30 protein-coding genes and 1 tRNA gene are annotated in these 26640 nt (G+C 69.1%); 7 read left to right on the top strand and 24 right to left on the bottom strand.

The window, feature by feature from the left end; genetic code table 11:
* The first annotated feature begins 272 nt into the window (after positions 1 to 272).
* Genes MXA07_RS13755 through MXA07_RS13740 form a run of 4 tightly spaced genes read left to right on the top strand, consistent with a single transcriptional unit; the run spans position 273 to position 3670 of the window.
* Complete coding sequence (locus MXA07_RS13755) at positions 273 to 1340, top strand: hypothetical protein (protein ID WP_247729163.1); 1068 nt, start codon at positions 273 to 275, stop codon at positions 1338 to 1340.
* Positions 1333 to 1842 (top strand): hypothetical protein, encoded by a 510-nt coding sequence (locus MXA07_RS13750; RefSeq protein WP_247729162.1) that lies wholly within the window; start codon positions 1333 to 1335, stop codon positions 1840 to 1842. The genes MXA07_RS13755 and MXA07_RS13750 overlap by 8 nt, the downstream gene beginning before the upstream one ends.
* A gap of 24 nt (positions 1843 to 1866) precedes the next feature.
* Positions 1867 to 2637 (top strand): hypothetical protein, encoded by a 771-nt coding sequence (locus MXA07_RS13745; RefSeq protein ID WP_247729161.1) that lies wholly within the window; start codon positions 1867 to 1869, stop codon positions 2635 to 2637.
* A gap of 16 nt (positions 2638 to 2653) precedes the next feature.
* A complete protein-coding gene (locus MXA07_RS13740; RefSeq protein ID WP_247729160.1) occupies positions 2654 to 3670 on the top strand; it encodes a hypothetical protein in 1017 nt (338 codons plus the stop codon).
* A gap of 45 nt (positions 3671 to 3715) precedes the next feature.
* On the opposite strand, the gene MXA07_RS13735 is transcribed toward MXA07_RS13740, so the two are convergent.
* The 3 genes from MXA07_RS13735 to MXA07_RS13725 all read right to left on the bottom strand — a co-directional run bounded on the left by MXA07_RS13735 (position 3716) and on the right by MXA07_RS13725 (position 4682).
* A complete protein-coding gene (locus tag MXA07_RS13735; protein WP_247729159.1) occupies positions 3716 to 3922 on the bottom strand; it encodes a DUF2196 domain-containing protein in 207 nt (68 codons plus the stop codon).
* A 94-nt stretch (positions 3923 to 4016) separates the two neighbouring features.
* Positions 4017 to 4421: a peptide-methionine (R)-S-oxide reductase MsrB gene (gene msrB, locus MXA07_RS13730; protein ID WP_247729158.1), complete on the bottom strand. Its 405-nt coding sequence runs from the start codon at positions 4419 to 4421 to the stop codon at positions 4017 to 4019.
* Positions 4422 to 4511: 90 nt separating this feature from the next.
* Positions 4512 to 4682, bottom strand: coding sequence for a hypothetical protein (locus tag MXA07_RS13725; RefSeq protein WP_247729157.1), 171 nt, complete (start codon positions 4680 to 4682; stop codon positions 4512 to 4514).
* A 235-nt stretch (positions 4683 to 4917) separates the two neighbouring features.
* Between MXA07_RS13725 and MXA07_RS13720 the strand changes: the two genes are divergently transcribed.
* Complete coding sequence (locus MXA07_RS13720) at positions 4918 to 5865, top strand: phytoene/squalene synthase family protein (RefSeq protein WP_425492222.1); 948 nt, start codon at positions 4918 to 4920, stop codon at positions 5863 to 5865.
* A 117-nt stretch (positions 5866 to 5982) separates the two neighbouring features.
* Here the strand turns inward: MXA07_RS13720 and cruF are convergent, their stop codons facing one another.
* The 18 genes from cruF to MXA07_RS13630 all read right to left on the bottom strand — a co-directional run bounded on the left by cruF (position 5983) and on the right by MXA07_RS13630 (position 21612).
* Positions 5983 to 6855, bottom strand: coding sequence for a bisanhydrobacterioruberin hydratase (cruF, locus tag MXA07_RS13715; RefSeq protein ID WP_247729155.1), 873 nt, complete (start codon positions 6853 to 6855; stop codon positions 5983 to 5985).
* Complete coding sequence (locus MXA07_RS13710) at positions 6848 to 6991, bottom strand: hypothetical protein (protein WP_247729154.1); 144 nt, start codon at positions 6989 to 6991, stop codon at positions 6848 to 6850. The genes cruF and MXA07_RS13710 overlap by 8 nt, the downstream gene beginning before the upstream one ends.
* Entirely contained in the window at positions 6988 to 7875 is an 888-nt protein-coding gene (locus MXA07_RS13705; RefSeq protein ID WP_425492162.1) for a prenyltransferase, read from the bottom strand. Before MXA07_RS13705 ends, MXA07_RS13710 begins: the two co-directional genes overlap by 4 nt.
* Before the next feature lie 5 nt (positions 7876 to 7880).
* On the bottom strand, positions 7881 to 9485 hold the full coding sequence (locus tag MXA07_RS13700) for a phytoene desaturase family protein (RefSeq protein ID WP_282102522.1): 1605 nt from the start codon (positions 9483 to 9485) through the stop codon (positions 7881 to 7883).
* A gap of 113 nt (positions 9486 to 9598) precedes the next feature.
* On the bottom strand, positions 9599 to 10171 hold the full coding sequence (locus MXA07_RS13695) for a hypothetical protein (RefSeq protein WP_247731758.1): 573 nt from the start codon (positions 10169 to 10171) through the stop codon (positions 9599 to 9601).
* A 160-nt stretch (positions 10172 to 10331) separates the two neighbouring features.
* Entirely contained in the window at positions 10332 to 10913 is a 582-nt protein-coding gene (locus tag MXA07_RS13690) for a GNAT family N-acetyltransferase (RefSeq protein WP_247729153.1), read from the bottom strand.
* A 105-nt stretch (positions 10914 to 11018) separates the two neighbouring features.
* Positions 11019 to 11249 carry a hypothetical protein gene (locus MXA07_RS13685; RefSeq protein WP_247729152.1) on the bottom strand — a complete coding sequence of 77 codons (231 nt, stop codon included), beginning with the start codon at positions 11247 to 11249 and terminating at the stop codon, positions 11019 to 11021.
* A gap of 170 nt (positions 11250 to 11419) precedes the next feature.
* On the bottom strand, positions 11420 to 12181 hold the full coding sequence (locus MXA07_RS13680) for an adenosylcobinamide amidohydrolase (RefSeq protein WP_247729151.1): 762 nt from the start codon (positions 12179 to 12181) through the stop codon (positions 11420 to 11422).
* The gene (gene cobD, locus MXA07_RS13675; RefSeq protein WP_247729150.1) at positions 12174 to 13193 is read right to left on the bottom strand and encodes a threonine-phosphate decarboxylase CobD; all 1020 of its coding nucleotides are present in this window, start codon (positions 13191 to 13193) and stop codon (positions 12174 to 12176) included. The genes MXA07_RS13680 and cobD overlap by 8 nt, the downstream gene beginning before the upstream one ends.
* Before the next feature lie 3 nt (positions 13194 to 13196).
* A complete protein-coding gene (gene cobT, locus MXA07_RS13670) occupies positions 13197 to 14231 on the bottom strand; it encodes a nicotinate mononucleotide-dependent phosphoribosyltransferase CobT (RefSeq protein ID WP_247729149.1) in 1035 nt (344 codons plus the stop codon).
* A 106-nt stretch (positions 14232 to 14337) separates the two neighbouring features.
* Positions 14338 to 15030, bottom strand: a complete 693-nt coding sequence (locus MXA07_RS13665) for an NTP transferase domain-containing protein (RefSeq protein WP_425492161.1) — start codon at positions 15028 to 15030, stop codon at positions 14338 to 14340.
* Positions 15015 to 15833 (bottom strand): adenosylcobinamide-GDP ribazoletransferase, encoded by an 819-nt coding sequence (gene cobS, locus MXA07_RS13660; RefSeq protein ID WP_425492221.1) that lies wholly within the window; start codon positions 15831 to 15833, stop codon positions 15015 to 15017. Before cobS ends, MXA07_RS13665 begins: the two co-directional genes overlap by 16 nt.
* A 55-nt stretch (positions 15834 to 15888) precedes the next feature.
* Positions 15889 to 16845, bottom strand: coding sequence for an adenosylcobinamide-phosphate synthase CbiB (gene cbiB / locus MXA07_RS13655; protein WP_247729147.1), 957 nt, complete (start codon positions 16843 to 16845; stop codon positions 15889 to 15891).
* Positions 16846 to 16879: 34 nt separating this feature from the next.
* Positions 16880 to 17506: an HAD family hydrolase gene (locus tag MXA07_RS13650; protein ID WP_247729146.1), complete on the bottom strand. Its 627-nt coding sequence runs from the start codon at positions 17504 to 17506 to the stop codon at positions 16880 to 16882.
* 136 nt (positions 17507 to 17642) lie between these two features.
* Positions 17643 to 18848, bottom strand: coding sequence for a M24 family metallopeptidase (locus MXA07_RS13645; RefSeq protein ID WP_247729145.1), 1206 nt, complete (start codon positions 18846 to 18848; stop codon positions 17643 to 17645).
* Positions 18849 to 19046: 198 nt separating this feature from the next.
* The gene (locus tag MXA07_RS13640; RefSeq protein WP_247729144.1) at positions 19047 to 20189 is read right to left on the bottom strand and encodes a citrate synthase; all 1143 of its coding nucleotides are present in this window, start codon (positions 20187 to 20189) and stop codon (positions 19047 to 19049) included.
* A 145-nt stretch (positions 20190 to 20334) separates the two neighbouring features.
* The gene (locus MXA07_RS13635; RefSeq protein ID WP_247729143.1) at positions 20335 to 20946 is read right to left on the bottom strand and encodes a translation initiation factor IF-2 subunit beta; all 612 of its coding nucleotides are present in this window, start codon (positions 20944 to 20946) and stop codon (positions 20335 to 20337) included.
* Positions 20947 to 21529: 583 nt separating this feature from the next.
* Positions 21530 to 21612, bottom strand: a tRNA-Leu gene (locus MXA07_RS13630).
* A 194-nt stretch (positions 21613 to 21806) separates the two neighbouring features.
* Here MXA07_RS13630 and MXA07_RS13625 point away from each other — a divergent pair.
* Positions 21807 to 22115, top strand: coding sequence for a transcription initiation factor IIB family protein (locus MXA07_RS13625; RefSeq protein ID WP_247729142.1), 309 nt, complete (start codon positions 21807 to 21809; stop codon positions 22113 to 22115).
* A gap of 26 nt (positions 22116 to 22141) precedes the next feature.
* Here MXA07_RS13625 and MXA07_RS13620 read toward each other — a convergent pair whose 3' ends face one another.
* On the bottom strand, positions 22142 to 22624 hold the full coding sequence (locus tag MXA07_RS13620) for a phosphopantetheine adenylyltransferase (protein ID WP_247729141.1): 483 nt from the start codon (positions 22622 to 22624) through the stop codon (positions 22142 to 22144).
* 140 nt (positions 22625 to 22764) lie between these two features.
* Between MXA07_RS13620 and MXA07_RS13615 the strand changes: the two genes are divergently transcribed.
* The gene (locus MXA07_RS13615) at positions 22765 to 25011 is read left to right on the top strand and encodes an NADP-dependent malic enzyme (protein ID WP_247729140.1); all 2247 of its coding nucleotides are present in this window, start codon (positions 22765 to 22767) and stop codon (positions 25009 to 25011) included.
* 381 nt (positions 25012 to 25392) lie between these two features.
* Here MXA07_RS13615 and MXA07_RS13610 read toward each other — a convergent pair whose 3' ends face one another.
* Positions 25393 to 25983: a hypothetical protein gene (locus MXA07_RS13610; RefSeq protein ID WP_247729139.1), complete on the bottom strand. Its 591-nt coding sequence runs from the start codon at positions 25981 to 25983 to the stop codon at positions 25393 to 25395.
* Positions 25984 to 26115: 132 nt separating this feature from the next.
* Positions 26116 to 26589: a hypothetical protein gene (locus MXA07_RS13605; RefSeq protein ID WP_247729138.1), complete on the bottom strand. Its 474-nt coding sequence runs from the start codon at positions 26587 to 26589 to the stop codon at positions 26116 to 26118.
* Positions 26590 to 26640: the final 51 nt, after the last annotated feature.

Genomic DNA, 26640 nt, shown 5'->3' with positions numbered 1-26640 from the left:
TCACGAACATAGTTTGTCGAGCATTTCTAAAGTATAGTCCCAGTAATTTACCCCTTCAAAATATTGATGGGCGATTATATTTATAGAAATTGAGATAGGTGCAACTACACTTTGGAATCTTTGGCCGGGTGACGGTGGGCGTTCGGTTGGTGGCGCCGGGGACTGGCCGGGGCCGTCTGCGACGGCCCACGGCGTCGAGTAAACGGGCGCGTCGCACGTGCAAGGCCAAGAACCTGACCCGCAGGCGTTCTTGTCCCAGATGATTCGCTCACATGGGTCCGCCATCGAACGCACAACGGGAAGACGAATCCAGCGCCGGCGAGCAACTTCAGGAATCGTCATCACGCCGGGGAGCGAGAGACGCCGCGGAGCGAGAAGCGTCCGACGGTGCGGAACCGGCCGAGTCGGCCGACGGGGAATCCGGGCACGACCAGGAGCCCCAGTCGGGAGACCGAGAGACGGACGATCAGCGGGGTGAATCGGCGGGGCAAGCGGGTGACCAGGAGTCGGCGAGCGACGGGGACGCCGACATGGGGTCGGTCGAAATCCAGGCGGCCCAGGAAGTGACCATCGAGGAGGCGTCGGAGGCCGGCCCCGACGAGGGATCGACCGTGCTGTCCGTCCTTCTCGAAGGACTGCACGTGAACCTGCTGGGCCTGGAAATCCACCTGCCGGAACTCGACCTGGACGTCTCCGCCGTTCCCGGCGAGGGGCGGCTCCTGGGGAACCTCCTCTCGCGGGTCGCGGGACTCCTGGACGGCGGCGGTGACGGACTTTCGTCGGGGCTGCTCGGCAAATTATCGCCGGGATCGATCCTCGGGAAACTCTCTCCCCGATCGCTCCTCGGTGGGCTGAAAAACAGGGTCCTCGGCATGCTCCCGTTCGTCGGCGGTTCGGGCGAGTCGAGCGAGGGCGAGGAGGCAACCGGCGACGAAGGAGCTGACGACGAATCCGATACCGGGGGATCGAGCGACGAGTCGTCCGGCGACGAGGAGACGGACGCCGGTACCGAGGGTGACCAGGGAGCGGCCGACTCCGACGACGCGGAGTCGAACGGCGAGACGCCCGGTTCCGGCATCCTCGGTTCGATCGGGTCCCGACTCCGATCCGCCGTCGGCAGCCTGTTGCCTTCGCTGCCGATCGAACGGGCCGTCACATGGCTCGTCGAGACGGGCCTGAAGCGCCTGATACGGGCGGCCGACCGGCGCGCTGGCGGCGCGGACGGGTCGTCGAGCGGGGACGAGCGAGCGGAGCAGGCGACGGCCACGGACGGCGGCCGATCCGTCGAGTCGAACCGCGCTGCGAACAACTGCGCCACCGCGGAGGAGTACGATGAGTGAATCCAGTCTCACCGACCGCGTCGACATCGGATCGATCGCCGACAGCATCGATATCGAGGAACTGCTCGAGGGCACCCAGTGGGAGGGCGCGATCGACGAGGACGAACCGCTCGGGGAGGCCCTCGGCGGGGCCATCGGCGCGATGGCCGGCCAGAAAATCGGCGCGGTGCTCGGCGCGACGATCGGGACCGTCGTCGTCGACGACCTCCTCTCGACGGACGACTCCGGCGAGGCCGGGAGCGAGACGGAAAGCGAGGATGAGACGGAAGGCGAGGACGAGGCGGAGAGCGAGGGCGACGAGGCGGCCGGCGAGAGCGAGTCGACGGAGGATGATTCGGACGCGCGTACCGGCGACGAATCCGGCGACGAGGAAGCCGCCGGCGACGCAGAGGGCGAGGAGGGATCGGCGGAGACCGACCGAGACGAGGCGTCCGGTGAGGACGCGCCGGACGACGAATCGGACGCGTCGAGCGAGGAGGAGGCGGCCAGTGTCGAGTCCTGAGGTCCGCGGTGCACGGGTGAGACGATGAGCGAGAACGATACGATGACGGAGGTCGTCGTCGAGGAGGCGACGGAACGGCTCGACGTCCGGGGCCTGGTCGACGGCGAGTCGCTCCAGGACCAGGTCGATTCCGCCCGCGTCGGACGGGCGGTCGGTGCCCGACTCGGTGAGGCGGCCGGGCGCCAACTCGGAGCCGCGGTCGGCCGACGCGTCCACGAGACGCTGGCGGACGTCGATCGGGAGACGAACCCGCGCGACCTCGGTCGCGGGCTAGCGGGGGCCGTCAGGGGCGGCGTCTCGGACGCGGTCTCGACGTCTCGCGAACGCGGCTCCGCGCTCGCGACCCTGGTCGACTCGGCCCGCGACGCCGGCCTCGGGTCGGCGCTCGCCGAACTCCTCGAGGGTGAACCCGGCGAGTCGGAGACAGAGGCATCGAAACCGGACGAGACGGAATCCGAGCCGGAGGGCCAGGAGCCGGACTCCCACGGGGAGACCGACGAGCTGGATTCCGGGGAGGCCGAGCAGGCGAAGACGGATACCGGAGCGTCCGAGGGTGAGGAGACCGACTCTGACGGCGAACCCGTCGAAGACGAGGTCGACGAGATCGACGCCGAGGACGTGGAGGTCGACGACCTCGAATCGTTTCAGACGGACACCCTGCGGGCCTACCTGGAGACGATCTCCTACCGCGACCTCCAGTCGATCGCGAAGGATCTCGACGTCAAAGCGAACCTGGCCCGCGACGAGATGACCGATCGGATTCTCGAGACCGCCGGCGATGGCGACGAATCATAACGACGGTGATCACCCCGTGAGCGACGCATCCCAAACCACGGACGACCTCGCCGCACGGATCCGAGACCTCCTCTCGGAGGCGGCGGCGACGCTCGAACCCGACGCGTCCGCCGACGGATATCTTGCCGACGATATCGACGACGATCGGCGAGAAGCGCTGGGAACTCTCGGGACCGAAGCGTGGACAATCCTGTCGGAGACCGATCCGGCGTCCCTGCTCGCGGCGCTCGGCCTCGGCGGTGCGGACGATTCCGGATCGGTGCCTGCAGCCATTCTGGCGGGCGATCCGGACGACGTGGCCGAACTCCGGGTCCTGCTGTCCCTCTCGCAACTCGCTCCGTCCGAAGTCGACGAGGACGCGGACGAACCGGACCCGGAATCCGTCGACTCCTTCGGGGCGGACGAACGCGACGCGGTGGCGACGATCGCCGACCTCCTCGACGCCGCCGCGGAGACCGACGACGAGGAGGCCGACGGAACGGAACGCGGTGCAGCGTCTGCAACGGCGGACGACCAGGGCGACGGCGGGGACGACCGGGACGAAATCGCGTCGGCCCTGCAGGAGGCACTCGACGCCGTTCGGACCGACGTGGACGACGTGCTCGACGCGGACGGACTGGACGTCGACGCCGCGATGGAGGTGGTGAGCGAGACCCTCGGCGACGGCGAGGCTGACGCGGAGAGTCAAGCAGACGGTGCGGACGGCGGACTCGCCGACGTTGCGGGCGACGTCGTCGACGAAGCCGGCGTCCGTCTCGACGCGGCGCTCGGCGCTGACGCGGACGGCGCCGACGGTGACGACGACCGAGCGGCGGACGAAGCGAAGTCCGGCCGCCCCGACGCCGGTGGGGACGACGATGACGGCGGTCCCTTCGGGCTCGGTGACGGGCAAGACGGCCTACTCGGCGGTCCGGACGATGGCGACCGCAAGTCGGTGAGCGGCTTCGCTCGCGGGACGCACTCGACGATACCGTCGAGGGATCGACCGGACATGACGGGCGTCCGGCGCTACTCGACGATGCCCGACCGGTGACGAGCGCCGGGCGTTCAGGTGTCAGAAGCGATTCGGCGGGACGGTTCAGGCGTCGGTGACGACCTCGAGCACGTGGCCGACGGCACCGCTCTGGAGCTCGACCTCCGGACCGTTCGGGTCCTCGCCGAGCACGGAGACGACCTCGCCGACGATCGGCTCGCGATCTTCCGACCGCGGATCCTGATCGCCCTGGACGAGCCTGACGGTCATGCCCTGTCGCAACTCTTCGGCGCGGGGTCGGTCGCTGGACATGGGCGGACGTGTGTGGGTCCGAGAAAAACGTCTCGTGCCTGCAGTCGCGTGCCGGCCGCCGGCGGATCGGGCGACGACCGACGCGCCGGTCGCTTCAGTCCTCGTCCTCGTAGTCCAGCGCCGCCGAGTTGATGCAGAATCGCTGTCCGGTCGGTTCGGGGCCGTCCTCGAAGACGTGGCCCAGGTGTCCGCCGCAGTTCGCGCACAGTACTTCGGTGCGTCGCATGCCGTTACTCGTGTCGAGACGCGTCTCGATGCGGTCGTCGGGGACGTCGTAGAAACTCGGCCAGCCGCAACCCGAGTCGTACTTGGTGTTGGCGTCGAAGAGGGTCGCGCCGCAGCCTGCACACGCGAACGTTCCGTCGCCGTCGTGGTCGACGTACTCGCCGCTGAAGGGCGCTTCAGTGCCGGCCTCGCGGAGGATCTCGTACTCCTCGTCGCTGAGGCGCTCGCGCCACTCGGCCTCGGTTTCCGGGAGGTCGCTCGATTGCTGACTCATATCTCGATCAACGCGCGGGAGACGCAAGTGTCTGTCTCTCCCACCGACGTGATCGGCCCTGCCGGGGCCGATCGGCACGCGGACAGCCGTTCAACTGATCGAAATACCGGTGACGAGGTTCGTACTCGTACACTCCGGGCACTGGCTCATGCGTCCGAGGCCGGGGACGTCGATCCGATTCCACTCGTCACTCCCGTCGGGAGCACTGAACCCGCAGTTCACGCAGCGCGATCGGGGCCGGTGCTGTGTCGTGCTAGCCATGATCTGGGGTACTGCGTGAATCGAGTAATGGTTTTCCCTGGTTCGCAGCGAGAGTCACGCCGGGCGACCGGTGTCACCGGCTGACTTCGGCTCCGCGAGGCTACCGGCTGCGGATCATCGGCGCCACGTACGGGCCCGCGGCTGGCTCCTCCGTCCGGTTCACTGGCCGCACATCGACGCGGGGGATTATACGGCAGTTCGTGGTAGCATGGGGGGTCGGGGAGTCAGTATTCGCATGGAGACCCACCAGGTCGCGACCGGGCGCGCGATCCAGCGCGCGACGGGGCGGACGTTCCACCTCGCGACGCGACTCCTGCCCGAGCGGGTTCGCCGCCCGACGTACGTCCTCTACGGGTTCTTCCGGATCGCGGACGAGGTCGTCGACGACCCGGGGGGCGCGTCGCCGTCGGCCCAGCGAGAGCGGCTCGACCGACTCCGTGCACAGGCGCTCGGGCGCGAGCCGACGGACGAGCCGGTCGTGTCCGCCTTCTGCGAACTGCGCCGGGAGTACGACGTTCCGGACCGCGAAGTCGAGGCCTTCGTCGACGCGATGCAGCGCGACACGCGGACCGATCGCTACGCCACCCGCGACGAACTCGACGCGTACATGCGGGGGTCCGCGGCCGCCGTCGGCGCCATGATGACGGCCATCATGGAGCCGGACGACCCGGACCTCGCGAGGCCGCACGCCCACCGCCTCGGTGAGGCGTTCCAGCTCACCAACTTTCTGCGCGACGTCGCCGAGGACGTCCGCGAACGCGACCGCATCTACCTCCCGGCGGAGACGCTCTCGGCCCACGGCGCGTCCGTCTCGGACGTCGAACGCCTGACGCCGACGCCCGGCGTTCGAGCGGCCGTCGCCGCGGAACTCGCGCGAACCGAGGAGCGCTACCGCGCCGGCGTTCGGGGCATCCGGTACCTCCCGCGGGATTGCCAGTTTCCCGTCCTTCTCGCCGCGGTGCTGTACGCCGAGCACCACCGTCACATTCGCGCGCGGGACTACGACGTCCTCTCGCGGCGACCGTCGCTCTCGCGGCGCGACAAGCTCCGCTGTCTGGTCCGCACCTGGTGGTACTGGACCCTGCAGCGCGATCCGGTCGCGGTCTTCGAGCGAGCCAGTGCGGTCCCGACGGCGTCCGTCGAGTCCGCGACCGGCTGGCGCCGGCTGCTACCCAGTCGGTGAACTCGCGGGGCGGTCGCCGGCGGCGCTCGGCCGTCGCTCGTCGCCGGATCGACCGTCCGCCGTCGTTCGCTCGTCGCCCGTCATCGGACCGTCCGTCCGTCGCCGACTCGGTCCTGATCACTCGCGCTCGAACACCAGCCGAGCGAGCCACCGCGGCCGGTCGAACCGGACCCGATACCGATCGGTCGAGCACAGCGCGAGACCGATGCCGACAGCGACGATCACCGGCAGAACGTTGCCGTAGAGCGCGTTGATCAGCCCCCAGAGCAGGACGAAACTCACCAGATCGTCGAGGACGAACGCGCAGGATTCGAGCCGGTCGCGAACGGCCCGGTGGTCGAAGCCCAACTCGACCAGCGCGACGGCCACGGTCCCCGAGAGCAGCCAGCCGACGTAGTTCGACGCGGGGACGCCGTGGTACCAGCCGCCGGCGTCGAACGACCAGAAGCCGATCGCGACGGCGGCCGGATCGAGCACGAGGTCGATCGAGACGACCGTCGCGAGCGCGATCGCCGGGCGAGCGATCGTCGCGTCGGTCCGCCCGTCGAGCAGCGAGATCGCGAGCGCGTAGGCGTTCAGGACGAGCGGGACGAAAAAGAGCGGGAGGGCGACCGGCACCGCGTCGAACAGCATCGGCCCGAGGCTGACGCCGTACTCGAAGGCGCCGTAGGGCCACCCGGTCACCACGCCCACGAGTTCGATCGCCCAGGTGAACCCACAGAGCGCGGCGAGCAGGGCCAGCGCGCGCCGGTCGACGGCCGGCGCGAGGCCGACGAGCAACGGCGAGCGCATGACGGCCGTCCCAAAGAGCAACAGCAGCGGCTGGAAGGCGAGTGCCGGCGGCAACAGTCCTTCCGCACTCGCGACCAGGGTGATCGCTCCGATGGCAGGGAAGAGACCCGCGATCGTCAGCCGGTTCTCGGCGACGAGCCGATCCAGTCGCGCCTGCAACTCCGTTCGCGTCGGATCGCGCTCGCCGCTATCAGACATGGATGGAGGTGCCGTCGATTCCGCCGCGAGCGATCGCGGTCACCGCTCCACGGCGGATCGTGGTCACCGTCACGCTGTCGATCGTGCTCACCGTCCCGGTGCGTGTTGTTGTCGTCGGCCCGCGTGCGCCGCTCATCCGTGTACCACCGTCCAGCACCCCCCGATCGTCAGGGCAGCTCCGACGGCGGTGTTGATCGCGGGGAACCACCAGTAGGCCCGCTCGACGGTCACCGACCGCGTCGCGACGACCGCGACGAGCACGGGATAGACGGCCAACAGGAGACCGAAGCGGGGATCGACGAGGCCGAAGGCGACGGCCGCAGCGATCCAGCACGCCGCGCAGTAGGCGTAGGCGCGTTGCTCGCCGAGGACCGTCGCGGTCGTTCGAAGGCCGGCGAGTCGGTCCGGCTCGATGTCAGGGATGGCCGAGAACGTGTGCATCCCCATCGCCCAGAGCCAGCCGGCGAGGACGGCGAGCGCCGGCGGCTGACCCCCGGCGACGGTGACGAACGCCGCTCCGCCGGGCAGCACGTAGAGTCCGTTCGAGAGCGAATCCAGCGGCGGCGACGTCTTCAACCGGAGCGGCGGCGCGCTGTAGGCGCCACCCAGGAGCAGGAAGCCGGCGAGCCACGGCCACGCGCCGGGCGGGACGACGGTCGCGACCGCCGCCACGAGGAGCGCGGACGACCCGACGGCGATCGGGACGATCCGCTGGCCCCGATACCGCACTTCTCGATCGTCCTTCTTCGGATTCCGGGCGTCGGCGTCCCGGTCGTAGACGTCGTTGATCCCGTAGAGGTAGACGTTCGCCGGGAGGAGGAAGGCGCCGAACAGGACGACCGTCGCCGGGGTGACGAGATCGTCGACCGCCGAGGCGCCGTAGGCGACGCCGACGAGGACCGGCCCCGCGAGGTAGAGCCAGAACCGCGGCCGCGAGAGGACGAGCAGGTACCGGGCTTGCTGGAACACCGTTCCATCACCAGCGGTTCGTGCTCGGCCGTCGACCGGCGACTCAGACACGCTGGTCACCGCCCGCCGTCGGGCTCGGCGCTCGATTCCGGACGCGGGGCTCGCGTCGACCGACGCTCGGCCCCGCTCGTCGACGGTCGGTCTCGACCGTAATCGGCCAGCACCTTCTCGGCGACGTGCTCGCCGCTGATGAGACACATCGGCACGCCGATCCCGGGCGAGGTGTACGACCCCGTGTAGTAGAGCCCGTCGACGGCGTCCGAGCGCTGGCTCGGCCGGAAGATCGCCGTCTGGCGCAGCGTGTGAGCCAGCCCGAGCGCGGTTCCGTCGTAGCTGTTGTACCGGTCGGCGAAGTCGCTGACGCAGAACGAGCGCTCGAAGACGATCCGATCGCGCAGGTCCGCGCCGGCGTTCTCGGCGATATCCGCGAGGATCGACTCGCGGAACGCGTCTCTCGCCGAATCGTCGTCCGCGAGTCCGGGTGCGATCGGGACGAGGACGAAACACGCGCTGTGGCCGGCCGGCGCGACGGTGTCGTCGGTCCGGGAGGGCGAGCAGACGTAGTAGGCGGGATCCGCTGGCCAGGCGGGGTCGTCGAAGATCCGCTCGAAGTGTGGGTCCCAGTCGGTCGGCAGGATCAGCGTGTGATGGGCCAGCTCGTCGAGGTCGCCCTCGACGCCGAGATACAGCAAGAACGCGGAGGGGGCGTAGGTCCGCGACTCCCAGTAGTCTTCGTCGTAGCTTCGCCGATCGGGTGCGAGCAACTCGGTCTCGGTGTGGGCGTAGTCGGCGTTCGAGACGACCAGGTCCGCTCCGATCGACCCCGACTCCGTCCGGACGCGAAACCCGCCCGACGCCCCCTCGGCCGCCGCGTCCCCTCCGGTGGCCGCCTCGCCCTCGATGGCGGTCACCGGCCGTCCGGTCTCGTAGGTGACGCCGAGTTCCCGTCCGAGCTCGACGAACGCGTCCATCACCCGGCCGAGCCCACCCTCGGGATACCAGACGCCGAGGTTGAAGTCGACGTGGCTCATCAGGTTGTACAGCGCGGGCGTGTTCTGCGGCGAGCCGCCGAGAAAGACCAGCGAGTACTGGACGAGCTGCTGGAGTTTCGGGTGGTCGAAGTACTCCTCGACGTGTCCCTGCATCGACCCGAGCAGGGTCAGCCCGCGGGCGTTACGCGCGACGTCGAGGTCGAGCCAGTCGCGCAGTCGCGGTCGATCCTCGTAGACGAAGTGTTCCATGCCGACCTCGTAGTTCCGTCGCGCCTGTTCGAGGTAGCGCTCGAACGCCTCGCCGGCGCCCGGCTCGTAGGATTCGAACTGCCCTTTCGTCCGCTCCAGGTCGCCGGTCACGTCGATCCGGTCCCCGTCCTTGTAGAACACGCGGTAGTGGGGATCGAGGTGGGTCAGGTCGTAGTAGTCGCCCGGCTCCCGGTCGAAGTGCCCGAAGAAGCGCTCGAAGACGTCGGGCATCAGGTACCACGACGGGCCCATGTCGAATCGAAACCCCTCGGCCTCGAGGACGCTCGCCCGTCCGCCGAGCTGGTCGTTCTGCTCCACGACGGTGACGTCTGCGCCGGCGTCCGCCAGGTGACACGCCGCCGAGAGGCCGCCGACGCCGCCGCCCACGACGACGATCGACGACCCGTCGAGCGTCTGCATATAGCGCCCTCCTTCGCGAGGCCGTATAAACCTCCGCTCGACGGCGAGTCGGCGTTTCGGTCAGCCACGCCCGGTCGAGCGTGTTCGGTTGCACCGACGCGTCGGCCGATCAGTCACAGGACCCGCTCCGAGTCCGGGTTCTCGAGCTCCCAGAGCAGTTCCGGCAGGAACGCCGGGAGTTCCTCGATCACGCGCCGCTCCGAGACGCCCAGGCCCTCGCAGTGCTCGTGTGCGGAGTCGCGGATATCGACGTGGAGGCCGTCGGGCTCCCGGCTGACCGCGAGCGGGAAGACCGAACACCGGGTCGGCTTCCAGTCGTGCTCGTCGTCGCGCTGGGGCCGACAGAGGCCGTCCTCGCCGAGGAAGGCGCAGGCCTGGCCGTCGTCGGCGACGTGGTCGTCGCGGTCCTTCTCCTCCCGGGTGACGAACGTCTCGCCCCGAAAGCTCGTCGTCGTCTCCGCCAGATTCGCCCGGTCGGCGAGTTCGATTAGATCGGCCCCGTAAAGGAGAACGCCGTGCTGACAACACCAGGTACACTCGGAGACGCACTCGAAGGTGAGGTCGGGGTCGAAGTCGACGGTCACCTCCTTGCCGGGGTAGACCTCCACGCGACGCCCGCGGTCGTCTGCGTCTCGGCCGGAGTCACCATCGTCCGCGTCCCGGTCGGAGTCGCCATCGTCGCTCATTCGCTGGCCGACGTCACCACTCGCCCGCCCGACGTCGGCGTTCTCGGCGTCGCTTCCAGTCGAATCTGTCGTCTCGTTCGATCCGGGGCCGAGTGCGCGGTCGGACACGTTCGTTCCCACTCGCCGCCGGTAGATGGGTCTTTTCACTCCGCAGGACGCCTCAATCGCTCTGGCCGCCTTGTTCGCGCCACGCCCCCGCCAGCAGCCCGTACCGGACGACGTCCACGCGCTCGCCCGCGACGAACGCCTCCTCGCGCAGTGTGCCCTCCCGTTCGAACCCGTTCTTCTCGAGGACGCGACCCGACGCCGGATTCGTCGCGTAGGTCTTCGCGAACAGCTTCGCCAGCCGTCGCTCGTCGAACGCGTACCGACAGACCAGCTCCACGGCGGCGGTGGCGTGGCCCTCGTTCCAGTGGTCGGGGTGGATGGAGTAGCCGATCTCGGCCGTCCCCCAGACGTCGTTCGTCGGCGTCACGCCGATCGTCCCGAGTCGCACGGCGTCCGCGTCATCGGCCCCGTCCGTCCCGGCGTCGGGGCGCTCGCAGACGAGGAAGTGCCAGCCGTCGCGTTCGCCCTGTGATTCGATCCACTCCCGCTCGTCGTGGGCCGTGATCGGATCCGTGCTGCCGATCGACGTCCTGACACGCGGCTCGTTCAACAGCGCTCGACAGAAGGCCTCGTCGTCGGTTTCGATCGGGTGCAGCGACACCCGATCGTCCGAGAGAAAGACCGAACCTGGCATGGCAGTCGATTCCGTTTCGCTCCTGATAGCCGTTTGGATAGCTGGCAGTCCGACCCGGAACGGATGGTCGTCGGTCCGCTATCGGACGGTGGCTCGCCGGTCGTCTCACTCCAGGACGAGGTACGTCCGCCCGCCGCGTCGTTCGAGCGAGACGAGGTGCGTGCCGACGTTCTCGTCCAGGAAGGTCTCGAGCGCGTCGGCCGACAGGTCGGTGACGTCGACCCGACGGCGTTCGGTGCGCGCGACCCTTTGCTCGAAGTCGTCGACGGCGGTCTCGTTCGACGGCGGCGACTGGTCGGCCGTGTCGGCGTCGATGACGATCGCGTTCGTGCTCATACCTCCACGTTCGAACGGACCGTACGTATAAGCGAGCCAGGCGGGGTGAAAGTGAAAGTGCGGGCATGCGACGGGTTCGCCGCCACGAATTTCGCTCAGCAGCATCACGGTCGGTCACATCGGTTCGCTCTCGCTCACCCGTCCTCAAGCGTCGATCGAGGAGTCGCTCTTCACGCGTCGTCAGGGTCGACGGCGAAGACGGTCGCTCGCGCGTCGGTCGAGACGCCGTGTCTGGCCTCCGCGACGGAGTCCGGCGGCGACTCCTCCGCGTACCGAGATCGTAGCGTCGCGCGGAGGGCGCCGCGAACGGCCGCGCGCGTCGCCGCCCCGACGGCCGTCGCGCTGCCGGAGAACGCGGTCTCCGGACCGTTCGGGTCGTGGCCGACGGTGATCGCGTCGGTCGTCGTTCCCGGAAAACCCGTCGCGTCGAGCAGCGTCGCGGCCTTGGCTTCGGCGGCGACGGCGACCAGGTTGGCCAGCGCGCCGTCGGCCAGCGCGCGATCGGTGACGACGATCAGGTTGACGGTGCCCGGCTCCGGGTCCGTGTGGTCGCCGGCATCGGGGAGGTCTCCACCCGACGGCGTCGCCGGTAACGCGGCCGGGTTGGAGAAGCCGGCCGTCGCGACGACCGTCACGGGGCCGCAGGACGCGCCGCGAGCGTGACGCATCGACACGCCGGTCAGGAGGGTCGGGCCGGGCGCCTCGAACCCAGCGTTCGCGAGACGGTCCTCGACGTACGCCGCCAGGTCGTCCGGGTCCCACCCATCCGGGACGGTTACGTTGTACGCGACGTCGGCGTCGACGCGACCGCCGTTCCAGCCGGTGTGGAGCCACTCGGTTCCCGAACGCGCCGCTCGAAGCACGCCGTCGGACCGCCTCGCCTCCGCGATTCGGGTCGAACCCTCGGCCGCCGACGCCGACGGCTCACGCATCGGCCAGGCCCTCCAGCACGCGATCGGTCGTCTCGCGGTCGCGGACGGCGATCCGGACGTGATCGTCCAGCCCGCGGAACGTCCGGGCGTCGCGCAGTGCGATGCCAGCCTCGCTCGCGTCCTCGAGGACGGTCGACGCGTCGCGATCGAGGGGCTCGACCAGGAGGAACGGCGCGTCCGACTGGAACACGGCGAACCCGGCCCTTTCGAGACCGTTCCGAAGTCGACGACGCTCCCGACGAACTCGATCTCGGGTCTCCGCGACGAACGCCTCGTCGCGCATACAGTGGGCGCCGACGCGCGCGGCCGGCGTTCCCAGACTCCACGTCGGACGCGCCCGTTCGAGCGCATCGCCGAGGTCCCCCGATGCGACTGCGAAGCCCGCTCGCAGGCCGGGCAGTCCGAACAACTTCGTGAGCGATCGGGCGACCACCACGTTCGCCCGGTCGCGTTCCGCCATCGATTCGACGCCGGTGAACCCGAGGAAGGCCTCGTCCACGAGGAGCGCGGTTCCCGCCGCCTCGCAGCGGCGGGCGAAGTCGGCGAGTTCGGCCGGCTCGATCGTCTCGCCGGTCGGGTTGTTCGGCGTGCAGGCCACCGCCAGCGCCGCGTCGCCCGGATCGGCCGCCGTCAGTTCGTCGTGCGGGACGAATCGGGGCGAAGCGCCCTGGAGGCGGACTTCGCGGGCGTACTCGCCGAAACTCGGCGCCGGGACCAGAACCTCGTCGCCCGGCTGGACCGACACCTCGAGGGCGAGTCGAATCGCCGCGAGGCCGCCCGCCGTCGGGATCACGTCGCCGGGATCGCAGCCGACGTAACTCGCCGCCGCGGCGCGAAAGTCCGCGTAGGAATCGTCCGGGTAGCGGCGGGCCTCCTCGAGCGCCTCGCGGTAGACGCCGTCCACACCATCCGGCGTTTCGGGATTGACGTTCGCGCTACAGTCGAGGACGCTCGGATCGGACGTCCCGCCGTGGGGAACGCGGTCGGTCTCGCGGACGCTCGCGGGGTCCACGGGTCAGGACACCTCCGAGGGCGATTCCGGCGGCGCGAGTTCTTCGCCCGCCGATTCGTCGACCCCGAGTCGATCGCAGAGGCCCACGAATCGCTCGCGGACGGCCGGGAGGTCGCGCTCGTTGACGAGCGACAGGGCGGCGCCCATCGCGACGCCCTCCTTGACCTCGCCCGCGCAGTACCGCGCCATCGCGACGTGCTCTCCCGCGTCGAAGCCGGGATCCGCGACCACGAGATCGCAGTCGAACCGGTTCGCCGCGTTCGAGAGCTCGTCCCCGCGGTCATCCGCGACGAAGGAGGTCGTCGCGATCGTCAGCGCGCCGTCGACGCCGGCGCGGCGCAACAGGGCGGCGATCGCGAGCTGTTGCGTGCCGCCCGCGAGCGTGACGTCGGTGCCGGACGCCAGGCCGCCGGCCGCGATGCCGGCGACGACCGCCTGGACGGGATCGCCCACCGCCTCGATCGCGGCCAGCGGCGCACCCTCGCAGTCGCCCGGCTCGAGTCCGCTCGCGGAGAGGCCCTTTCGGACGACGGCTCGCTTTCGTTCCAGCGGATTCGACGCGAGCGATGAGGAGACGCCGAACGGTTCGCCGAGCGCCCGCAGCGCGCCCAGGGCCGTGGTCGTCCCCCCGGGGATCGTCTCGCCGATCACGAGCTCGTCGTCCGGAATCGCGGCACCGTACCGACGTGCGCGATCGAAGATCTCCGCCGCGTCGGGAACGGCCCCCTCGCTCCTGAGATCCGCGCCGGGGTCGACGCCGAGGTCGACGGTCGGTGCGGCGGTGTCGACGGCGAGGCCCGCGTCGACGATCGTCACGGGGAAGTCGCGGACGTCGCGGACCGCGCGCGTCACGGCGGCCGGCGTCACGGCCCCCGACGGCGAGACCGGCGTCACCGGCGACGCGACCGGTTCGCCGTAGACCAGAATCTCGGCGTCGGCCGCGGGGGTGTACATTGCGAGCGACGGGGTCGCGCCGGCCGCGCTGATGCCGTCGACGCGGGCCGTCTCGGTCGTTCCCGCGGCGAGGATCAGGCGCACGGTCGTCCCTCCGGTGGCCGGCGTACGCCTGTCACGCGCCGTCGAGGTCGATTTGTTGGTAGATTCGGTGATCGCGATCGATCGGCGGTCGGGGAGCGTTGGAATGTCATTGGTTAGCAATGAAGTGCTGGGCAATTCGGGCATCGTCGACGCGGTTGACGTTGATCGCCAGACCGCGATCGGTGGCTACGTGCACCCGCGGCTCCGTCGCCGCGGCCGAGCCGTCCGATTCGATCCCGTCCGGAGCGTGAGCGGGATCGGCGCCGACGACGTTGAGCCCCGTCGGGACGAGGTCGTCGGCGCCGACCGGCGATTCGTCGACGCTGACGCCGAGGCGTCGCTTCAGCGAGCGCGGAACGCAGACCGTCATCGACGGCGCTGCCGGGCAATTCGGTGAGTCGGTCGCCAGGGGGGCGCCGCGTCCATCGTCGGTTGCCGTGTCGGTCTGTTCTCGATACTCGCGGCAGATCTCGTCGACAATTCCCGCCGAGAGCAGCGGGAGGTCGGCCGCGACGGACACCACCGGCGGCGCGATGCGGTCGTCGACGAGCGCGGTCGCGAGGTCGGCGACGTACCCCTCGCCGGACGTCCGAATCGTCCGACAGTCCGCCGCCCGCAGGTGGCGACGGGTCTCGGGAGCGTTCGGCGAGACGACCGCGTAGATTCGATCGAGGGAGCTCTCCGCGAGCGCTCGCCGGACCCGATCGACCATCGGTTCGCCGGCGATCGGGTACAGCGGCTTCTCGGTCTCGGCGTCGAGGCGACTCCCCTCGCCGCCGCACATCAGGAGAGCGTCCACGCGATCACCCCCGCGTGCACGCCCGCGACACGGCTCAGTTCGTTCGACGCGCCGAAGACGTCGCCGCTGACCCCGCCGAGGGATCGACGCGCCCAGCGCCAGGGAGCGGCCGCCCCGACGAGCGCGCCGGCGAGCGTGGCGAGCGCCACGAGCACCAGTCGCGACCGGCTATCGGCCCACGGCGGCGCGGCGGCGGTCGCGAGGACCGCGACGGAGAGGACGGCGACGATCGATAGTCCCAGCGGGGCGACGACCGACCGCGGCGAGGCGGGTTCGGTAAACCGGGAGCCGAACCCCTCGTGACTCGCCGTGGCGAGGGCCGCCATCGCCGCCATCCCGAGTTTCGCGCCGACCTCCGCGGCGACCGCGACGGTGAACGCGACGGCGACGGGCAGGCCGGCGAGGGCCAGCGCGCCGAGTCCGAGCCCCGCCACGACGAGCGCGACGGCCAGGAGGCCCCCGACGCCGGTCGTCGTGTCTTTCAGCACCGCTCGTCGACGTTCCCGATCGCCGTGGACGACGACCGCGTCGCCCAGGTCCGCCGCGCCGTCGAGGTGGTGGACGCCGGTCAGGAGGTAGACCCCGACGAGGTAGCCGAACGCGACGGTGGGCGCCGGCAGGATCTCGCTCGCGAGCAGCGGGAGGGCGGCGAGCAACCCGAGGCCGACCCCGACGACCGGGAACGCGGCCGGCGTTTTCGTCAACGCCCGCCAGTCGTCGTCGGAGGCGGTCCCCGTCGGCAGGCGCGTGAGGAAGGCGACGCCGCCGCGAAGCGCCCGCAGGAAGTCGACGATCACGGCGATCCCTCCGCGCCGAACGCTGCGATCGCGTCGGCTCCACCGATCGCGGGCGCCGCGATCACGTTGATCCCCCCGCGGCGACGGCCTCCAGCCCGACGTCGAGGCCGATCGAGACGACGAGCGTCGTCGCGATCACGATCGCCGCCGCGCGCCCGACGAGTGCGACGGCCCGCTCGCCCGCCGCGCGGGTCGGCGTCTCGCCCGACGGGTGCAGCGTGTAGACGCCGGGCTTCTCGAGGCGAACGTCGAGGACGGCCGCGCCGACCGCCATCGGCCAGCCGGCGTTGGGCGACGGCGTCGCGCGGGCCCACCGCCGGGCCCGGCCGAGCGAGGCGGGGTCGCCCGCGGCGAGCGCGATCGCGCCGGCACTCACTCGTGCGGGGAGCCACATCACGAGGTCGTCGAGCCGGGCGCTCGCCGTGCCGATCGGTTTCGACGGGTAGCCGAGCATCGAGTCGAGCGTGTTGACGGCCTTGATCCACGTCGCGACCGCCGCCGCGACCGGAAGCGAGTGCGGGGTGAGCAGGACGAACGGGACGAAGGCGGCGACGAAGCCGTCCGCGAGGTTCTCCGTGGCGCTCTCGATCGCGGCGCTGCGAAGGTCCCCGGGCGTCAGGTCGCTCGGGTCCCGCCCGACGAGGCCGCGGACCGACTCGCGGGCCGCGTCGGGCGCCGTCTCGCTCCGGTCGACGACGGTTTCCGTCAGGTCGAGCAACGCGCGCAGGCTCGTCGTCAGAAAGAGGGCGAACGCGGCGAGCGCGGCGGCGGCGACCGGGTGAAGCGAGGCCGCGAGGGCGACGAGTCCGCCGACGACACCCGCTGCGGCGACCGGCACGCAGAGCGCAACGGCGAGACCGACCCGTCGGTGTCCGGTCGGACCGAGCGGCCAGTCCCGATCGAGGTGGGCGACGAGCCGGCCGAGCCAGGCGACCGGGTGGACGCGCGTCGGCGGTTCGCCGATCAGCCGGTCGAGCCCGACGGCGACCCCGACGATAGCGAGTGTCGTCGCCGTCATCGTCTCCACCGAGCGGTGCGTCGAGCGAACGCGCTCACACGGCCACCTCCGCGAGTCGATCCGGAAGGTGTGAGAGCGGCGTCTCCGAGAGAAGGATGGGCGTGCCGCCGACGGCCTCGACACCGCCGTCCGTCGTCGGGTCGTCGCCGACGTGGACGAGCGCGGCCGGGTCGACGTCGAGCGCGTCTGCGGTGGCTCCGAAGATCTCCGGGGCGGGTTTCCGCCAGCCACAGCTCGCGCTGGTGACGATCGCGTCGAACGCCGACCGATCGAACTCGGCCCGGAGCAGCGTCTTCGCGACCAGCTCCGGCACGGCGCAGTTCGAACAGATCGCGACCGGTCCCCGCCGGCGCGCCGCCTCGATCGCCTCGACGGCGCCCGCTCGCGTCTCGACCTCGGGATCGAACGCCGCGATCACGGCCCGCCGCACCGCGTTGTCCGACCAGGAGACGCCACGGCTCGCCAGCGCGGCACCGACGTGGGCCGGGAGCGGAACCTCGGCGGTTTCGGGCGCGTCGACGTGGCGCTCGGCGTAGGCCGCCGCCCAGTCCGACGGGATCGAGACGTCCCGTGCTGCGAGTTCCTCCGAGACCGCGTCGGCCGGCGTCTCCGGCCGGTCGACGGTGACCAGGGTCCCGAAGCAGTCGAACGATACCGCCATATCGCTGTGACTATTCCAAACTGACTTGAATCGGTCGGTGGCACGCGGCGCGGTCGGACCGGCCAGATTCGCCCGGTACTGCGGGTTGTCGAGTCGGCATCGTACCCGTCGACGGGTCGAAGCGGCGCTTCGACCGCTACCGCACCGGAACGGTGTTCGACTCGAGATCCCGCGGGAAGTAGGTGAGCCACTCGATCCCGTCCTCGGTGACGGCGATCGTATCGGAGTGGCGGTAGCCGTACTCGTCCGTGTAGAGGCCGGGTTCGATCGTCCAGACGGTGCCGGGTTCCATCACGGCGTCCGCGGCGTCGTAGCTGGTGTACCCGGCCTCGCAGTGCTCGCCCCAGCCGCGGTCGATGTAGGGTGGTTCGTGCCCGTCGAGGCCGATGTTGTGGCCGACGTGGTGCTGGAGCAGGTCGTCGATCCCCTGCTCCTCGGCGTAGGCCTGCACCGCCTCGTCGACGTCGGCGATGGGCACCCCGGGGCCCAGCGCGTCGATCGCGACGTCCTGGGCCGCCACCATCAGCTCGAAGTAGTGGACCTGCTCGTCGGTCGGCTCGCCGAGGAACATGGTTCGCTCGAGTTCCGAGTGGTAGCCGTCGACGGTCGCGGACGCGCCGGTGACGAGCACGTCGCCCGCCTCCAGCCGGCGATTGGCGGTGTGGCCGTGCGGCAGGCGGGTCTGGGGACCGGTGATGTAGCCCGCGTGGACGGGCCCGGTCCCGCGCGTTCTGGGGACGTACTCGTCACCGAGCGCGTCGAGCATCGCCCGGGAACCGTCCGTCGACGCGCGCTGGCTCACGGTGACCGGGTGCGCTCCGACCTCGGTGTCGTCCGCGAGGTAGCGGTGGGCCAGGTTGGCCCAGCGCGCGGATTCGCGGATTAGGTCGATCTCGGCGTCGGACTTCTCCCATCTCATGCGCGCCACCCACGATTGCTCTGTGACGGAGACGAACTCGGACAGGGCCGGCCCCTGGTAGCCCATCGTCCCCGGGGCGCCGTCTGCGTCGGCCGCCACGGCCTCGACGTCGAGTTCGGCGAGCATCTCAGCCGCAGTCTCGATCGGCCGGCCGCCGGGATAGTCGCGGTAGTGATGCACCGCGTCGATTCGCGGATTCGTGTCGACCCGCTCGACTTCGAGTCGCGGGACCGCGACCGCGTTTTGGTCGGGCGTCACGGCCAGACAGACCGGCCGCTCCGTCTGGATGTGGTCGAACCCGGTCAGGTACTCGATGCTCGTCGCGCCGAACCAGACGCCGGCGTCGGCGTCGGCCGCCGCGATCCGATCGCGAACCAGATCGAGACGGCGCTCGTACTCGGACGCCGGGAGGCGGGTAGCCATAGATGACGCTGTTCGCCGGGGGTAAAAAACGTTCAGGTGGCGCCGCGATCGACCGGTCTCGTCGCGCCGGTCGATTACGACCACGTCACACGGCGCCGGTCCCGGCTATCGTCGACGGAGGCCAGTCTCGGTTTTCGGCGGCCGACGCCGGTCCCGTGCGTCGCCGGCGCTGCCGCCGTGTTCGTGGTCGCCGCGTCGCTATCGGTCGTCGATCGGCGTCCAGGTGCGATCGAATTCGCCGACGTAGGCCGACCGGGGCCGAACGATCCGGTTGTCGGCCAGTTGTTCGAGCGCGTGGGCGGTCCAGCCGCCGATTCGGGAGACGGCGAACGTCGCGCTGAACAGCGCCTGCGGGATGCCGACCCCGCGCAGGACGAGCGCGGTGTAGAACTCGACGTTGGTATCCAGATCCAGGTCCGGGCGGCGGTCCGACAGCAAGTCGCGGGCGACCCGCTCGGTCTCGACGGCCGATTCGTAGAAGGCCTCGTCGCCGCCGTCCGACGCCCGATAGAACGTCTCGGCGGCCTCGGAGAGGACGGCCGCCCGGGGATCGCGCACGTTGTACACCCGGTGGCCGAAGCCCATCAGTCGCTCGCCGGCGTCGAGCTTGGCCTCCAGGACGCGCCGGACGTCATCGGCGTCGTGGGTCTCTTCGAGCATGTCGAGGACGGGGCCCGGTGCACCGCCGTGGAGCGGTCCCTTCAGCGCGCCGACGGCGCCGGTCACCGCGGAGATAACGTCCGATTCGGTCGATGCGATCGCGCGCCCGGTGAACGCCGAGGCGTTGAAGCCGTGATCGACGACCGTGTCGAGGTAGGTCTCGAGTCCCCTGACCTCGCTCTGTGTGGGCTCGTCCCCGGTGAGCATGTAGAGGTAGTTGCCCGCGTGCGAGAGATCCGTTCTGGGCTCGATCGGGTCCGCTCCCGTCCGCGAGCGCCAGTACGTCGCCACGATGGTCGGCAACTGGGCGACCGCGAGCAGCGCGTCGCGCTCTGGATCCTCGCCCTCGTCGGTCCGGGCCAGCGACGCGCTCGCGAGACCCATGCGGGCCGCGTCCATCGCGGACTGGCCGTTCTCGCCGGCCGCCTGCACGACCGCCCGGGTAGCCGGCGCGAGTGCGCGGTTCGCGGCGAGATCACTCTCGAAATCCTCGAGTTCCTCGGCGGTCGGCAACCGATCCTCGTACAGCAGAAAGAGCGTCTCCTCGTACGTCGCGTTCCCCGCCAGCTCGGACAGCGGGAAGCCGGCGATCGTCAACTCGCCCGCGTCCCCGTCGATCGCGCTCAGGCGCGTCTCGTCCGCGACGACGCCGTCCAGCCCCTTCCGTACTGAATTCGCCATACCCCGTCGTAGTACGGTCCCGCTCTTGATTGCTCGGATTTGAACTGTATTCGCCAGGACGGAGTCGCCTGACTTACTGCAGCAGCCGTTGCCACGAGAATAAACCCAGGCCGGCCATCGAATGCAGACGTCACCTCGGCGGCGATCAGGCTTTTCGGGCGAACGCGAGGTTGCCGGAGATGTTTTCGATGTAAATCTCGACCACGTCGCCCTCCTCGGCGCCGGGGACGAAGATGGTGTACTTGCCCTTCTCGGCGACGCCGTCGCCCTTTCGGCCCGTGCCGGTGATCTCGACGGTGTAGGTCTGGCCCTCCTCGACCTCGTCGCGATCCTGCTGCTGGGTCTGACTCTGGGAGCGCTTCGTGACCGGCCGGAACGCGCCACAGGCGTCACACCGGAGCATCGGCGTCCGATCCTCGCGCACCAGTCGCGTGTCCGGCAGGCCGCACTCCGAGCAGAGGACGTACTCGTCGACGTAGGCGTCGATCGCCGCGTCGAGATCCGTCTGCGAGAAGTTCCCGTTGTAGCGCCCGCGGCCGTCCTCGAACTTCCCGCTGGTCCCGAGCTCGCGCTGGATGAACCGGTGTAAGTGCTCCGGCTCTCGCCCCAGCACGTCCGCGATCTCGCTCATGTTCGTAAACCGGGTGAACGCGCCGTCCTTCTGGGGCTGCGGGTCCGGGATGTCGAGGCGCTCGTCCTCGCCGCCGATGTCCGGCACGTTCTCCATCGCTCGGTCGAGACTCGATTCGTAATCCATACGCAACGGAAGTGTCGCCCGACGTAAAGCCGTTCTGCTCTGCGTCGCTGGGGGTGAAACTGGGGCCCAAAAGGGCGCGTCTTCGGTCGTAAACGGTCGCCGATTCGACACCGCCCGGCTCCTCGAATGGTGGCGCTCATACACGCCACTCACGTTCGTTCGTGACGGCGCTCACGGTTCGCTCCGCTCACCGTTCGCAACACCGAGACGCTCACTTCGTTCGCGTCTCGCATGCGCGGGACAGGATTCGAACTACTCCCGAGAACCTGCGCTTCGCGCAGAACCTCGGTATAATTCGAATCCTTCGCGACGCATCCACGCCACTCACGTTCGTTCGTGACGGCGCTCACGGTTCGCTCCGCTCACCGTTCGCAACACCGAGACGCTCACTTCGTTCGCGTCTCGCATGCGCGGGACAGGATTTCGAACTACTCCCGAGAACCTGCGCTTCGCGCAGAACCTCGGTATAATTCGAATCCTTCGCGACGCATCCACGCCACTCACGTTCGTTCGTGACGGCGCTCACGGTTCGCTCCGCTCACCGTTCGCAACACCGAGACGCTCACTTCGTTCGCGTCTCGCATGCGCGGGACAGGATTCGAACCTGCGGAGGTCTACACCACAGCGTCCTAAGCGCTGCACCGTTGGCCGCTTGGTTACCCGCGCGCAGTGGCAACTACCTCGGGTAGCGAGTAAGAACCTGTCGGTCAGAACCGGAGCACCCGATCGCGCCCCGATGCCCGGTTCGGCCCCGTGCCACCCGCGGGAGCGATGACGGTGTCCCTGAACCCGCGCCCTTCGCTTCGATTTCCGTCAGGTGGGGATGGATTTATGCGCCCTGACGCGCTTTCGTGACGTAGATGTACAACGCCCGGGAACGGCTCGCCAACGAGGAGTGGCTCGACGAGTTGGCGGCCGCGGCCGACGCGCTCGACCTGTCGAGCGACGCCCGGTCGACGGCGACCGACCTCTTTCTCTCCGACGTCCCCTCGGAACCGCGTTCGAAGCGCGCCGTCCTCGCCGCCAGTCTCTACGCGGGCTCGCTGATCGCCGGCGACGGCCGAACGCAAGGGGAGGTCGCCGACGCGCTCTCGGTCTCACGGCTCTCGATCCAGTCGCGGTGGAAGGACAGACTCGAAGCCGCGGGACTCGAACCGCCGAGCTGGTGACTCGGCCCGGTTCGACGCTCGGTGGCTCAGGCGGAGTGGTCGGTTTCGTCGGCAACGAGATTTCCGTGTTCGTCGATCTCGCCGTTGACGATCCGGGTGCTGGAGATGATATCGCCGTCTTCGGCCCGGGCGTGGGGGACGACGACGAGTTCGAGCGCGTCGTGGCCGCGCTCGCGCCTGATCTCGTTGATCCGCTTGCCGCCGTCGACGGTCTCCGGCGAGACGACGAGGGCGTCGAACTGCGGTTCGGTCGCGATCCCGGTGGGTTCCTCGAGCGTTCGAACTTCGAACGAGCGATCGCGGGCCTCGGCGATCGCGGCGAGTTCGTCGCGCAGATCCGCGGCGCGCTCGTCGAAGGGGCGGACGTATCGATCGACGTGGCGCGTCGCCGGCGCGAGTTCGTCGCTCGTGAGCCCGACCGTCACGTCGCCGAGTTCGAAGGCGCGTTCGAACAGCCGCCGGTGGCCGTCGTGGATGGGGTCGAACGTGCCACCGAGCGCGACCTGCATGTCTTGTGCCTCACGCCCGGGTCGGCATAAAAGAGTCGAATCAGGGACTTCGTTCCGGCGTCGGAGGCGGGCGCTCTTTCGGGACGGCCACTCCCGTCGCCGTCCACAACCTTTGTAGGTGTACACGCGACTGTGGCGGTATGGGACTGGACGAGGACGCACTCGACTATCACCGAACCGACCCCCCGGGGAAGATCGAGATCTCGACGACGAAGCCGACGAACACGCAGCGAGATCTCTCCCTGGCGTACTCGCCGGGCGTCGCGGCCCCCTGCATGGAGATCCACGAGGACGAAACCGACGCCTACACCTACACGGCCAAGGGCAACCTCGTCGGCGTCGTCTCGAACGGCTCGGCCGTGCTCGGCCTCGGTGACATCGGAGCCCAGGCGTCGAAACCCGTCATGGAGGGCAAGGGCGTTCTCTTCAAGCGCTTCGCCGACATCGACGTCTTCGACGTCGAGCTCGACACCGACGACCCGGACCGGTTCGTCGACGCCGTCTCCATGATGGAACCGACGTTCGGCGGGATCAACCTCGAGGACATCGCCGCGCCGGAGTGCTTTACGATCGAGGAGCGCCTGCGCGAGGAGATGGACGTTCCCGTCTTCCACGACGACCAGCACGGGACCGCCATCATCTCCGGCGCGGCGCTGCTCAACGCCGCGGACGTCGCGGGCAAGTCGCTCGACGAACTCGAGATCGTCTTCTCCGGCGCCGGCGCGAGCGCGATCGCGACCGCCCGGTTTTACGTCTCGCTCGGCTGCGAGCGCGAGAACATCACGATGTGCGATTCGACGGGAATCATCACCGACTCCCGCGCCGAGGAGCTCAACTCCTACAAGCAGGAGTTCGCCCGCGACGTCCCCGAGGGCGATCTCGCGGACGCGATGGCGGGTGCGGACGTCTTCGTCGGCCTCTCCGTCGGCGGTATCGTGAGCCAGGAGATGGTCCGCTCGATGGCGTCGAACCCGATCATCTTCGCGATGGCGAATCCCGACCCCGAGATCACCTATCCGGACGCGAAGGACGCCCGCGAGGACACCGTCATCATGGCGACGGGGCGGTCGGACTACCCGAACCAGGTCAACAACGTTCTCGGCTTCCCGTTCATCTTCCGCGGGGCGCTCGACGTCCGCGCGACGGACATCAACGAGGACATGAAGGTCGCGGCCGCTCGCGCGCTCGCGAAACTCGCCCGCGAGGACGTCCCCGACGCGGTCGTCAAGGCCTACGGCGACCAGCCGATCCAGTACGGGCCGGAGTACATCATCCCCAAACCCGTCGATCCGCGCGTCCTGTTCCGCGTCGCGCCCGCCGTCGCGGAGGCGGCGATCGACTCGGGCGCCTCTCGCGTTTCGCTCGACCTCGACGCCTACGAAGCGCAACTCGAGGCCCGCCTCGGCAAGTCCCGCGAGATGATGCGTGTCGTGCTAAACAAAGCCAAGAGCGACCCCAAGCGCATCGCGCTCGCGGAGGGCGACGACGAGAAGATGATCCGGGCGGCCTACCAGCTCGAAGAGCAGGGCATCGCCGAGCCGGTCCTGATCGGCGAGCGCGCGGAGATCACCGCCACCGCGGCGGATCTGGGCCTCGACTTCGAGCCGGAGATCGCCGACCCGGACACCGCAGATTACGACGCGTACGCGGACCGCCTCTACGAGCTTCGCAAACGCAAGGGACTGACCCGTTCGGAGGCCGCGGATCGCATCGAGCGCGACACCAACTACTTCGGCAGCGTGATGGTCGAACAGGGCGACGCGGACGCGCTCCTGACGGGCCTGACCCACCACTACCCGTCCGCGCTCCGACCGCCCCTGCAGGTCATCGGCACGGCCGAGGACGCCGACTACGTCGCCGGCGTCTATCTCCTGGCCTTCAAGAACCGGGTCATCTTCGTCGCCGACGCGACGGTCAACATGGAACCGGACGAAGAGGTCCTCGCCGAGGTGACCAAGCAGACGGCCGGGCTGGCCCGCCGGTTCAACGTCGAACCCCGCGCGGCCCTGCTATCGTACTCCAACTTCGGTAGCGTCGACAACGAGGGAACGCGCAAGCCCCGCCGCGCCGCGCGAGCCTTGCGGACCGACCCCGACGTCGACTTCCCGGTCGACGGCGAGATGCAGGCCGACACGGCCGTCGTCGAGGACATCCTCCAGGGCACCTACGAGTTCTCCGACCTCGCAGAACCCGCGAACGTGCTCGTCTTCCCCAATCTGGAAGCCGGCAACATCGGGTACAAGCTGCTCCAGCGCCTCGGCGGCGCGGACGCGATCGGCCCGATGCTCGTCGGCATGGACAAACCCGTCCACGTCCTCCAGCGCGGCGACGAAGTGAAGGACATCGTCAACCTGGCGGGCGTCGCGGTCGTGGACGCACAAGAGTAAGCACCGAACTTTTTGCGCGGCGGGTTCGCCGCAGGCGAACCGCGTGGCGGCGAAGCCGCCACGGCATTCAGTTGCGGGCCTTTTGCCCGCAACTCGCTTGCGCAAAAACTTCGATGAAAAAGGGCCGCCTCCGCGGGCGAAGCCCGCTCCGGCGGTGTGGTTCGAAAGAGCGCAAGCGCTCTTTCGTCATCTCGAAGTGCCGGACACTTCGACGAGTCATCGGAAGACCAACGGTCTTCCGAGATGCCGAGAGAGCGAGCTCTCTCGTAGCAAAACGCCTCGCATCGCTCGGCGTACGTAGAGCAGATAGTGAACGACCCGCGGATGGAGCAGGTATCGGTCAGGGTAGTGGGCTACCGAACCGGCGATAACGGATGTACGTCAGTCGGCTGCGACCAGCTGAACGAGGGCAATACAACCGATCCAATTGTCGCCGTTTTCGGGGTCAGGAACGCCGAGTTCCGCCGCATATAGCGCCGGCTCAAGTGTCGGTTCCTCCTGAATGGAGTCCACCACCTCCGTAAACGACCACGAATGTGTCTCGTCTGGCGATATAGTCAGGTGTCCGGTAACCGATAGTTCCTGCTGGAGCTCCTCCCATCCATTTCCCGAATTGTACCATACGCTCCAACTATATGGATTGAACGTGAGTTCAGTAGCGGACTGATTATAGATGGAAAGTAGGATCTCTTCGACCGGCGTTCCGTCATCGAGGGTGCTGTGCTCTGTATGCGGCTCGATATACACTGATACCTCGTCTGAGCCGACCGTGTGAGAACAGACGGCACTATCGCGTTCGGTTTCGTACGGGGGGCAGGGCTGATCACCAATATCGGGGTTTTTCGCATCTGCTCTCCAATCTGATTCACCGCTGGCTTCCTGGTTAGAATGCGTCTCGCCATCTCCTAGGCAACCAGCGATACCGACGATTGACCCGAATTCGATGTGTGCGATGAGGGTGCGCCGGTTCATGAGTAACACGAAACTATCCAGGGATAAAGCGGATCGGGAAGCTAAAACATCGCTTTGACCGGACCGACAGGGTCGTTGTGCGCGGTGACCGATTCCGCGTTCCCCGCGAGATCACGTGGAAAGGATGCTGCCCTACCCGCCCTCGAGCCGCTCCATTTCCGCGTCGGTCGACGCGGGGCCGCCGGTGGCGACGAACTCGCGCCAGTGGCGCACCCCCCAGATGCCGAGGCCGGTACAGATGATGCCGGCGGCGAGGAAGACGACGACGAGGCCGGTCTGGAAGACCTCGTAGGGCTCGTAGAGGGTGTAGGCGGCGCCTTCGATCGCCAGGCCGAAGATGATCGCGGCGACGAGGCCGATCCCGGCGGTGGCGACGAGGATCTGCGTGCCGTCGCGTTCGCGGTTATCGAGTTTGAGCAGCGCGAAGATGAACGCGATCGCGAACACGAGGACGTAGAACGGGAGTCGCGACGTCACGTTCGCGACGATGCGGCCCTCCCAGAGGACGGCGAGGCCGACGAAGGCGAACGTCAGCAGCACGGTCGAGCCGGCGACGGTGAGAAAGACGCGGCTGCTGAGCCGCTCGACGATGCGCTCTCGGTTCATGCGCTACCCACTGCACCGCTCCGACAAAAACGTTGAGGGGTTCGTGACGTT

The organism is Halovivax limisalsi (assembly GCF_023093535.1).
GTDB classification, from domain to species: Archaea; Halobacteriota; Halobacteria; order Halobacteriales; family Natrialbaceae; genus Halovivax; species Halovivax limisalsi.
Note: the sequence above shows the minus strand (reverse complement) of the source record. Positions and strands in the feature narration are given on the sequence as shown.